10 protein-coding genes are annotated in these 10,069 nt (G+C 69.9%); 2 read left to right on the top strand and 8 right to left on the bottom strand.

Going from position 1 to position 10,069, the window contains the following annotated elements; all coding sequences use genetic code 11:
* From G7A99_RS11835 to G7A99_RS11860, 6 genes are all read right to left on the bottom strand, one after another.
* The coding region (locus G7A99_RS11835) for an ATP-binding cassette domain-containing protein (RefSeq protein WP_163140398.1) at nt 1–305 on the bottom strand (305 nt) is incomplete at its 3' end.
* Entirely contained in the window at nt 302–1,021 is a 720-nt protein-coding gene (locus tag G7A99_RS11840; RefSeq protein WP_163140400.1) for an ABC transporter ATP-binding protein, read from the bottom strand. The genes G7A99_RS11840 and G7A99_RS11835, both read right to left, overlap by 4 nt.
* A 4-nt stretch (nt 1,022–1,025) precedes the next feature.
* On the bottom strand, nt 1,026–1,988 hold the full coding sequence (locus tag G7A99_RS11845) for a branched-chain amino acid ABC transporter permease (RefSeq protein ID WP_018716495.1): 963 nt from the start codon (nt 1,986–1,988) through the stop codon (nt 1,026–1,028).
* Complete coding sequence (locus G7A99_RS11850) at nt 1,988–2,878, bottom strand: branched-chain amino acid ABC transporter permease (protein ID WP_240466255.1); 891 nt, start codon at nt 2,876–2,878, stop codon at nt 1,988–1,990. The genes G7A99_RS11845 and G7A99_RS11850 overlap by 1 nt, the downstream gene beginning before the upstream one ends.
* On the bottom strand, nt 2,878–4,371 hold the full coding sequence (locus tag G7A99_RS11855; protein ID WP_163140404.1) for an amidase: 1,494 nt from the start codon (nt 4,369–4,371) through the stop codon (nt 2,878–2,880). The genes G7A99_RS11850 and G7A99_RS11855 overlap by 1 nt, the downstream gene beginning before the upstream one ends.
* Nucleotides 4,372–4,455: 84 nt before the next feature.
* Nucleotides 4,456–5,685 carry an ABC transporter substrate-binding protein gene (locus G7A99_RS11860; protein WP_163140406.1) on the bottom strand — a complete coding sequence of 410 codons (1,230 nt, stop codon included), beginning with the start codon at nt 5,683–5,685 and terminating at the stop codon, nt 4,456–4,458.
* Between the two features lie 219 nt (nt 5,686–5,904).
* Here G7A99_RS11860 and G7A99_RS11865 point away from each other — a divergent pair, with 219 nt between their 5' ends.
* Together G7A99_RS11865 and G7A99_RS11870 are read left to right on the top strand one after the other, a co-directional pair.
* Complete coding sequence (locus G7A99_RS11865; protein ID WP_018716491.1) at nt 5,905–6,612, top strand: FadR/GntR family transcriptional regulator; 708 nt, start codon at nt 5,905–5,907, stop codon at nt 6,610–6,612.
* 240 nt (nt 6,613–6,852) lie between these two features.
* Complete coding sequence (locus G7A99_RS11870) at nt 6,853–8,805, top strand: hypothetical protein (RefSeq protein WP_163140408.1); 1,953 nt, start codon at nt 6,853–6,855, stop codon at nt 8,803–8,805.
* On the opposite strand, the gene G7A99_RS11875 is transcribed toward G7A99_RS11870, so the two are convergent.
* Nucleotides 8,802–9,554 carry a 16S rRNA (uracil(1498)-N(3))-methyltransferase gene (locus G7A99_RS11875; RefSeq protein ID WP_163140410.1) on the bottom strand — a complete coding sequence of 251 codons (753 nt, stop codon included), beginning with the start codon at nt 9,552–9,554 and terminating at the stop codon, nt 8,802–8,804. The two genes, G7A99_RS11870 and G7A99_RS11875, sit on opposite strands and share 4 nt — an antisense overlap.
* Nucleotides 9,555–9,625: 71 nt before the next feature.
* On the bottom strand, nt 9,626–10,069 hold a 444-nt coding region (locus G7A99_RS25855), incomplete at its 5' end, for a helix-turn-helix domain-containing protein (protein WP_305792320.1).

The following is a 10,069-nucleotide window of genomic DNA, read 5'->3' on the forward strand; positions in this document are numbered from 1 at the left end:
CGGAGGTTGTCCTCGACGCTGAGGTGGGGGAAGAGGCTCGACTCCTGCGGGATCAGGCTGATGCCGCGCCGGAGCAGGCGGTGGGTGGCAATGCCGGTGATCTCCTCGCCGTCGAAACGGACCCGGCCCCGGCGGGGGGTGAGGAAGCCGCAGGCGGTCTTCATGACGGTGGACTTGCCGGCGCCGTTGAGCCCGATCAGCCCCCGTATCGACCCGGGGGGCACCGTCACGGAGACACCGCGCAGGATGTCGATATCCGAGGTGTAGCCCGCCGTCACGTCCTCGATCTGCAACAGTGCCGTCATGCCGCTTCTCCGCCCAGGTAGGCCTCGATCACCGCCGGGTCGTTGAGGACGTCCTCCGTGTTACCGTCGGCGAGGATCGAGCCCGCGTTCATGCACACGCTGCGCTCGCACATCTCACGGACGACGGGCATGTCGTGACTCACCAGAAGGAACGTCTGTCCCAGGGCGTGGCGTTCCCGCACGAACCGGCCCATGATCTCGCGCATGCTCGGGTGGACGGCCGCGAAGGGCTCGTCGAGCAGGGCGATGCGCGGTGGCACCATGAAGCAGGTGCCGAACTCCAGGAGCTTGCGCTGCCCGCCCGAGAGCCGGCCGGCGTCGAGCGCGGCCACCGGTGACAGGGAGAGCTCGTCGAGCAGTGCGCGGGCCCGGGTCAGGGCGTCCCGCGCGTTCAGGCCCAGGCCGCGCCCGGCGACGAGCAGGTTGTCCAGCGTGCTGACCCGGTCGAAGACGCGGGTGAGCTGGAACATGCGCAGTATCCCTGCCCGGGCCCGCCGGTGGACCGGCAGCCGGGTGACCTCCCGCCCCTCCAGGGTCACCGTGCCGCCGTCCGGCGCCAGATGGCCGCTGAGCATGTTGAGCAGGGTAGTCTTGCCCGAGCCGTTGGGTCCGATCAGGCCCACCAGCTCCCCCGCCGCCACGTCGAAGTGCACCGAGTCCACCGCGTGCCGTCCGCCGAAGCGCTTTTCCAGTCCCTTTACCTGCAGAAACGTCATGCGTTCACCCCTCCCTCGCGCCGGTCTCCCGCCGCCCCGGGAGCCGGTCGGCGCCGAGCTGCAGCAGTCCCCAGATGCCGCCGCGGAAAAACCGGGCGAAGACGATGACGAGCAGCGCGAAGACGATCAGGTGGTAGTCGCCGACCTCGCGCAGCATCTCGCCCGCGGTGTAGACGAGCAGGGCGCCGACGATGGGGCCGATCATCGTGCCCATGCCGCCGATGACCACCATGCTTACCACCAGGCCGGTATTGAGGATCAGCCCCAGCTCGGGGCTGATCAGCCCGGCGAACGGTGCGTAGAGCGTGCCGGCGAGCCCGCAGATCGCCGAGCTGACCACGAAGGCCAGCGTCTTCCACCACACGATGGAGACCCCGCGGCTCGCCGCCGCGACCTCGTCGTCGCGCACCGCCTGGAGGAACAGCCCCATGCGCGAGCGCATCAGTGCGTAGAGCGCGATCTGCACCAGCACGACCACCGCGAGCATCAGGTAGTAGTAGGGCAGGCGCCCGTCGAAGACCGTGGGCACGTTCAGGCCCAGGTCGCCGCGGGTGACGGAATACGAGTTGCCGATCACCAGCCGCAGGATCTCCGCGAACGACAGCGTGGTCAGGGCCACGTAGGCCCCCTGCAGGGGCAGCACGATGCGTCCCAGCACCAGCCCGATGCCCGCAGCGGCGGCCACGCCCACCGGCACCCCCAGCCACGGCGATATCCCCCAGTGATGGCTGAGCAGGCCCACGCCGTAGGCCCCGACCATGGCGAACGCCGCCGGCGCGAGGTTCATCTGGCCGGTGTAGCCGGTCACCAGGTTCCAGCCCATGGCCTGCAGGGCGTAGTAGAGGCTGACGATGACCACGCCCTGCCAGTACACGCTGGTGAGGACCAGCGGCAGGGCCGCGACCAGTGCCAGGATGACGAGGGAGCCGTGGAATTCCGCGCGCAGGCGGCGCTCCGAGTTGCCCATCAGACGCTCCTGCCCTTTTCGCCGAACAGCCCCTGGGGGCGGAACATGAGAACCAGGATGAGGATGACCAGGCCGAAGGTGTCCCGGTAGCCGTAGGAGATGAACACGGCGCCAAAGCTCTCGGCGACGCCCAGGAACAGCCCGGCCACCACGGCGCCGGCGACCGAGCCCATCCCGCCGAGCACCACGACCACGTAGGACTTCACCGCGGTGAATACGCCGACGTCCGGGGAGGCGTTGATGATCGGCGCGAGCAGCCCCCCGGCGAACGCGGCCAGTCCCCCCGAGGCGGCGAACACGGCGGCACTCACCCGGCCGGGGTCGATCCCCGCGAGGGAGGCGCCGAGGCGGTTCTGGGCGACCGCCTGTACCTGCTTGCCGGCGACGGTGAAACGCATGAACGCGAACACGCCCGCGATCACCGCCACGCCGAGCCCGGTGGCCATCAGCCGGTGGCCGTCGGCGATCACCGGACCGAGGTGCACGCGTGCCGTGTCGATGAGCTCGGGGCCGCGGTAGGGGTAGGGGCCGATGACCTTGTCGACGAGGTTGATGAGCAGCAGCGACAGCCCGAAGGTGACGATGATCGCGTACTCGTCCTTCATCAGCCCCCAGCTGGCGTAGCCCGCGTAGAGCGGGCGCATCAGCGTCCGCTCCGTCACCCAGCCGAGGGCCGCGCCGACGAGCACCGCTGCCGGCAGGGTGAGCCACACGGGAACGCCGAGGGCGGTGCTGAGCAGGGTGTAGGTGTAGGCCCCGACCATGTAGAACTCCCCGTGGGCGAAATTCACCACCCGCAGGATCCCGAATATCAGGGTCAGCCCGATGGCCATCAGCGCGTAGAACACGCCGGTCATCAGGCCCGTGACCGTCAGATCGAGGTAAAGCATCAGCTCCATCCCCCCGTGTCGAATTCCCCGATCAGCGTCTCGACCTCCAGGGCGAGGCGCAGTAGCCGGGCGTCCTCGCCGCGCCGCCCCGCGAGCTGCAGGCCGATGGGCGCGCCGGAGTCGTCCGTGCCGCAGGGCAGAGTCACCGCGGGCATGCCGGTGAGGTTGAACGGTGCGGTACACCGGGTGGCGGCGGTGTGGACCGGCATGCTTCGGCCGGCCACCTCGACGGCGGTGGCGCCCACCGGTGGTGCCGGCACCGGCAGCGTGGGCGTAACAAGGGCATCGCACCGCTCCAGTGCCGCGTGCATGGCGATGTCCAGTTCGCCGCGCAGCCGTTGTGCGCGCTGGTAGTCGACCCCGGGAATGAACTGCCCGATCTCCAGGCGGACGCGGACATCCTCGCCGAGCCGTTCGGGGTGATGTTCAATGAGCCGCATGTGCTGCTGCGTCGCCTCCACGCAGAGTGTGGCGAACTGGGCGCCCGCGGCGTGGTCGAGCAATGGCAGCGGGCGCTCCACCACTGCGATGCCGCGGTTGTGAAGCAGCGAGAGGGCCCGCTCCAGGCGCTCGCGCACGGCAGGGGCGAGCTGCTCGAAGAAGAAGTCCGCGGGCCGTACCAGCGTCCAGCCGCGGTGGTCGTCCGGCTCATCGGTGGGGACGGCCGGGCCCCCGGCCATGACGTCGAACATGGCCGCCGCGTCCGCCACGTTACGCGTGATCGGCCCGACGTGGTCGAGCGACCAGCCCAGTGGCAGAACGCCCTCGGTGGATACCGCGCCGTAGGTCGGCTTGAAGCCGACCACCCCGCAGCATGCGGCGGGGATACGGATGGAACCCGCGGTGTCGGTGCCCAGTGCGGTGTCGACGATGCCCGCGGCGACCGCTGCTGCGGAGCCGCCGCTGGAGCCCCCGGCGATGCGCGCCGGCGCGCGCGGATTGACCACGGTGCCGTAGTGGGGATTGACGCTGGTGATGCCGTAGGCCAGCTCGTGCATGTTCAGCGTGCCCACGATCAGTGCCCCTGCCTCGCGCAGCCGGGCGACACAGGGGGCGTCTTCGGCCGCAGGCTCGCTCGTCAGGGCGAGACTGCCGGCCGTACGGGGCATGTCGCGTACGCTGATGATGTCCTTGATGCCCACGAGCATGCCGCTCAGGGGGCCGCTGACGGGGGAGACCGGCGGTGGGCACAGGCCGATGAAGGCGTTGAGCTGGCGCTGTTCGCTCACCCGGGCGAGAGCGGTGTCGAACCGCTGAATCGCCGTGTGCGCCGGCGCGAGCGATGTGGCCGGTATGCCCGTGCGGGGCGTGCCGGCGGGCCTGCCGGGGTGGAAGGGAGGGGCGGAGGGATCCGGGGCGTTCGCCAGGGCGTCGAGCTCCGGCTGATTGACGTCGAAACGGGCCCCCCACAGCTCGTGGCGTTCCGGATACGGGTAACCGCGCAGGGCGGCGAGGGCGGTCAGGTAGCGGTCACGTGCTTCGCTCGGGGTCATCGTGGTGTCCGGCAGGGTTGAAGGCGCTGCGCCATACCGGCGGGAGCGGGTCTGGCGCAGCGGGTGCGACACGATTCGCCCGGATCAGTCGCCCGGGCGGACCAGCAGGTCGGGGTCCAGCGACTGCCCGGCCTTCTGCACCAGCGGGGCCTCGCTGACCGGCTGACCCGTTTCCGTGAGCTGGTAGGTCACGAAGGGGACCTCCAGCCACTGCTGGAAGCTGTAGCCGGGCTCGTCGGAGAAGGTGATGGTGCCCCGAGTGCCGGTGTACTCGATGCCCTGGAGGGTCTCGATGACCGGGTCGGCGTCCGTCGTGCCGGCGCGGTTCATCGCCTCGGCGAGCAGGAACAGGCTGTCGGCCGCCTGGAAGATGAGCCGGTTCGGCTCCTTGCCGTAACGCTCGGTGTACGCCTCGCTGACCTTCTCGCCCAGCGGCGGCATCGACATGGCCGGATGATAGAGGCCGAACTCCAGCAGGGTACGGCCGGCCTCGCCGACGTTGTCCCAGAAGTCCGGATAGTCCGCCAGGCCCGCGCCGTCGTACAGCCAGGTGGTCGCGCTCGGGGCGACGCCCTGCTCGTAGAGCTGGTTCATCAGGATGTAGGCGGCCGGCGGCAGGAGGATGTTCACGACCACGTCCGGCGGATTCGCCTTGAGCGGCAGCACGGCGGGCATGAAGTCCTTCGACTGGCGGTCCAGCGTCTCGTAGCGGAAATCGATGTCCGGTGCCTTCTCGGCGAGATACTTGCCCAGCAGCTCCGCCTGGCCGATGCCGTAGTCGGTGTTCTCGGCGAACGTCACCACCGAGTCGACGTCCATGTCCGCGAGCACGGAGGCCATGGCCTGGGAGACCCGGGTGTTGTAGTTGGCGGGGTTGAAGACCTGCCGGTAGCCCTTCTCGCGGATCGCGTCGGACCAGCCGTTGGTGTTGACGTAGGGGATGTTGTAGCGCTTGGCGACCTCGATCTCGGCAAGCACGTTCGAGCTCTGGTGCTCACCGGTGATCGCGACCACGCCGTCCCTGGTGATGAGCTTCTCGGCGGCGGAACGCCCCTTCTCGGGCAATCCCTGGCCGTCCTCCATCACCAGCTCGACCTTGCGGCCGAGGATGCCTCCCTGGTCATTGAGCATATCCCGGGCGATCTCCAGGCCGGCCTTCACCTGGGTTCCCTGAACCACGGATCCGGGCGGGGATTGAGAAAAGATGGCGCCAATCTTTACAGGCCCGCTGTCCTGCGCGGCGGCGGTGCCCGTCAGTGCGAGGGCGGCGCCCGCCAGCGCAGCGCCCATACCGAGGTGCTTGAATTTGAACATGATGGCCTCCAGAAGCCAGTTAACCGGTTGTGGTAGGACCGGTCCTTCCACACAAGTTAAAAGAAGCAGAGCGGGCTTGAAGCGTCAATAAAAATTACTGAAAATCCAGAAACTGGGTAGAAAAGTAACTTGTTGGTGCATAGTGGGCTGTTGTCGGGTGACTTTTGGTGCGTGCGCGTGCACCGCGGTGATGCCCCTGAGCGAAAAAGGTGCGTAGTCATGGCGACGGAAGGAAAACCGGTCACCCACACGACGGCCTGGCGTATCCAGCAGTACATCGTCAGCGAGGGGCTGGCCGCCGGGGATCGGATGCCCTCCCAGCGCGAGCTGGCGCATGAGCTCGGCGTCAGCCGGAACTCCCTTCGCGAGGCGTTTGCCACGCTCTCCTTCATGGGGGTGGTGGACGTCCAGCCCGGACGCGGGGTCTACGTCGGTGACACGACATTCCGGCACGGGACACTGTCGGCCGGGAGCGCACAGGGAGAACAGGGCGGGCAGGGCTTTTCCTACGTCGAGGTCTACCAGCTTCGTTTCGCCCTGGAGGCGCAGACGGCCCGCCTCGCCGCCAGGCGGGCCACGGCGGGGGACATTCGTGCGTTGCGGGAGGCAAACGCGCGACTGAACGCCTGCATGGAGACACGTCGGCTCAGCGATGCCGCGCAGCACGACTACGAGTTCCACATGGGCATCGCCGGTATCGCTGGCAACGCCATCATGCGGGACGTGCTGGCGCGCTACCAGCCGCTGGTACTGGAGAGCCAGACGCTGCCCCTGTACGCACTCGCTCGTCTGCCCGAGGCCGTGGCGGAGCACGAGATGCTCATCGATGCGATCGACAGCGGCGACCCCCTGCTCGCCGAGCACATGGTCCACCATCACCTGTTGCGTGCCGCGGACCGCACCGGCACGAAGTTCTCGACGAGCTGACTGACCCTTGAGATGGCGGTTAACCGGGCAGCGGCCATATGCCCTCTCCATCGCTACGCTATCGAGGACGCAGCGGCAACGGGGCCGGAACTGAGCGATGATGGGCGGTTGACGACGTCATCCGCTATCGGCTCTCCCGCCGAGCCCGTCGCTGCCGAGTGAGAGGCCGTTCGCACGGCAATTGTCGTGTCACATTCCGTCTCCACCATAAACGGGACCGGAATGCAGGGACGGATTCACGTGGGCGAGAGTCAGCATACCCAGTCGACGCTTTGGGCCTTCGTCACGGCCTACCGGGCGGCCACGGGAGAGTCGCTTTCCTATCTCCGTCTGGTTCAGGATGGCAACTATCTCCGGCACGTCCTGCGCGAGGGACGGGACAGCGGTGATCCCGCGCTGTGCGATCTCGCGGGGCGTTTGGAGCGCTCTCTCCCGGAGGACGGCGAGGCCCCGCCCGGCGGTGCGTCTTTTCCGCCTTCCGCTGACAGCGGGGCCGGGGGCAGGCGTGGGCCGGTCGAGGAATACGCCGAGGCCGTGGCGGCGGCGCTGGCCCGCGCCGAGCTGCTCTCGCTGGATGACCGCGAGGGGCTGGACCGCCTCGCGCGCCGCGGCCACCTGGACGCCGATACCACCAGCGCGATCGAACGCGATACCCGCGGGCGAGCCGGGGTCGCACCGCTGAACTGGCGTGACGAGCTGTACGCCAACGTCTGCCGGCTGCAGGCCGATGGCGAGCTCGATGAGAGGGGCCGGCTGCGCGTTTACGCCACCTACATCCGGCGCGGCCGGCTTTCCGTGGCCCATGCCGAGGCCGTGATGGCTGAGCTGGCGCCGCCGGAGGGCGAGGGCGGCACCGTGGATGAGCGCGGCGGCCGTCGCGGGCAGTGGGGTATCGTCGCCGGGGTGTTGCTCGCCGGTCTCGTCGTGGCCGGTGCCGTCGCGGCGGTGGCCGGGCTTTCCGGCGCCGGCAACGGCGGTGCGGTCCGCCTGGATGAGCCGATCACCGCGGACACGACCTGGAGCACCGGTACGACCTACCGGCTGATGGATACCGTCTTCGTGGAGGACGGCGCCACCCTGACCATCGAGCCGGGCACCACGATAGAGGGCGCGTTCGGTGCCGCGCTGGTGATCACCCGCGGGGCGGACATCCAGGCCAGCGGCCGCCCCGACCGGCCCATCGTCTTCACGAGCGCGCAGCCGCCGGGCGAACGCCGTTCCGGCGACTGGGGCGGTGTGGTCCTGCTCGGGGGCGCGCCGGTGAACGTCGACGGCGCCCACGTGGAGGGTATCCCGGCCGACGATCCCCGTGGGGCCTTCGGCGGGGACGACCCGGCGCACTCCTGCGGGGTCATGGAGTACGTGCGCATCGAGTTCGCCGGTCACGAGGTCTTCGCCAACAACGAGCTCAACGGCCTGACCGTCGGCGGCTGCGGCCGGAACACCATCCTCCGCCACCTCCAGATCCACCGCGGGCTGGACGACGGCATCGAGTTCTTCGGCGGGACGACGGATCTCGCCCAGACCCTCATCACCGGGCCCGGCGACGACGGCCTTGACTGGGACATGGGCTGGCAGGGCCGGGTCCAGAACGTCATCGTGCAGCAGTATCCCGGAAGGGGCGATAACGGGATCGAGGCGGACAACCTCAAGGGCTCGCCGGATGCGCGGCCGCGCTCCGGGCCGACGCTCTACAACGTCACCCTGCTCGGCCCCGGGCAGGCGCAGGGCCGCCAGCGGGGCATGACCCTGCGCCGCGGTACCGGTGCCCACTTCCACAACCTGCTCGTGGCCGGGTTCCCGCTGGAGGCCGTCGACGTCCAGGGCGGGACGAGCGCCTCGCTGGCGGGTTCCGGCGACCTGAGCTTCGACCACACCATGATCGCCATGCCCGTCGCGGCCGCCTTCCAGCCGGAGACCGGCGAGGCCGACGACGACGGCGGCTTCGTCGAGCGGGATTTCCTCGAAACCGCGCCGGCCACCACGCTGGGCGCCGAGCCGCGTCTGTCGCCCCGGGCGTTCAGCGTGACCGCCCCGCGGTACGCCCCGCTCGGCACCAGCCCGGCTGCCGGTGCCGGCGTGGCACCGCCGCAGTCGGAGTTCTGGGACGAGTCCACCACCTACATCGGCGCGGTGGCACCGGGGGACGGCGCGGACTGGACCGCAGGCTGGACCGCCTTCCCGGAGAACTAGAAGGTCCGGTCTCCCTGCGCGAGGTCGCCGAAGCGGGCCTGCAGCAGTGTCAGCGCGGCGATGCCGGCGGTCTCGGCGCGCAGGATGCGGGGGCCGAGCGCGAGGCGTGCGAAGCCTTGTCCGGCGGCCTCTTCCACCTCACCGTTACTGAGTCCGCCCTCGGGCCCCACGAGCAGGGCGATGCCGCCATCCGGGGCCGGCAGGTTGGAAATGCTCGTGCCGCCGTCGGGGTCGAGCACAACGCCGGAATGGTCCGCCGTCATCGACCAGGCGGTTTCCAGGGTGCAGGGGGTGTCGATCCGGGGGATACGGTTGCGGCCGCACTGTTCGCAGGCGCTGATCGCGACCCGTTCCCAGTGGGCGCGGCGGCGCGCGGCGCGCTCGTCGCCGAGGCGGACCGTCGAGCGTGCGGTGATGACCGGGATCATGCGCGTCATGCCCAGCTCCACGCCCTTCTGCACCGCGAAGTCCATGCGGTCCCCCTTGGCGACGCCCTGCAGAAGCAGGAACGGGCGCGGCGGCTCGCTCTCGCGCAGGCGGTGCTCCGTCAGGGTCAGCCGTGCATCGCGCCGCTCCAGGGTGTCGACACGGGCGGCGTATTCGCCGCCTTTGCCGTCGAACACCGTCAGGGCGTCGCCGGCACGCAGCCGGCGGGCGCGGAGGTGGCGCACCGTCTCGTCGGGCGCGTTGATGGTGGTGCCGGCGCTCAGGGGGCCGGGGAGGTGGATTCGGGTCTCGCTGCGCGACATGGTCTCGGATCGCTGATGTGGTGAACGGGGCCGGATTACTCGCGACGATGGTACTGCCGGCCCCGCCGGGGTCAACGCCCCGGGTGGCGGCCGAGTCGGCGGTAAAGGGTGCTCCGGCTGATCCCGAGGCTGCGGGCCGCGGCGGCGACGTTGCCGTCGTGGGCCTGCACGGCGGCGCGCATCATCGACTCGTCGCGGGCGCGCAGGCCGGACGAGACGGTGTCCTCCCCGGTCGACGGCGTCGCGAGGTCGTCCGGGAGGTCGTACCGGCGCAGCGGCCTTCCGGGCTCCGCCAGGGCCGCCGCGGTGCGCAGGACGTTGTGCAGCTCGCGCAGGTTGCCCGGCCAGTGATGTTCGCGCAGCGCCTGCATGAACTCCGGCTCCGGTTCCGTGGCGACGTTCTCCGTGGTCAGCATGTGCCGGATCAGGGCCTCGAGGTCGGCGCGCTCGCGCAGCGGCGGCAGGCGCACACGCAGGCCGTTGAGGCGGTAGTAGAGGTCCGCGCGGAATGTACC

This window comes from Arhodomonas sp. KWT, from assembly GCF_010993615.1.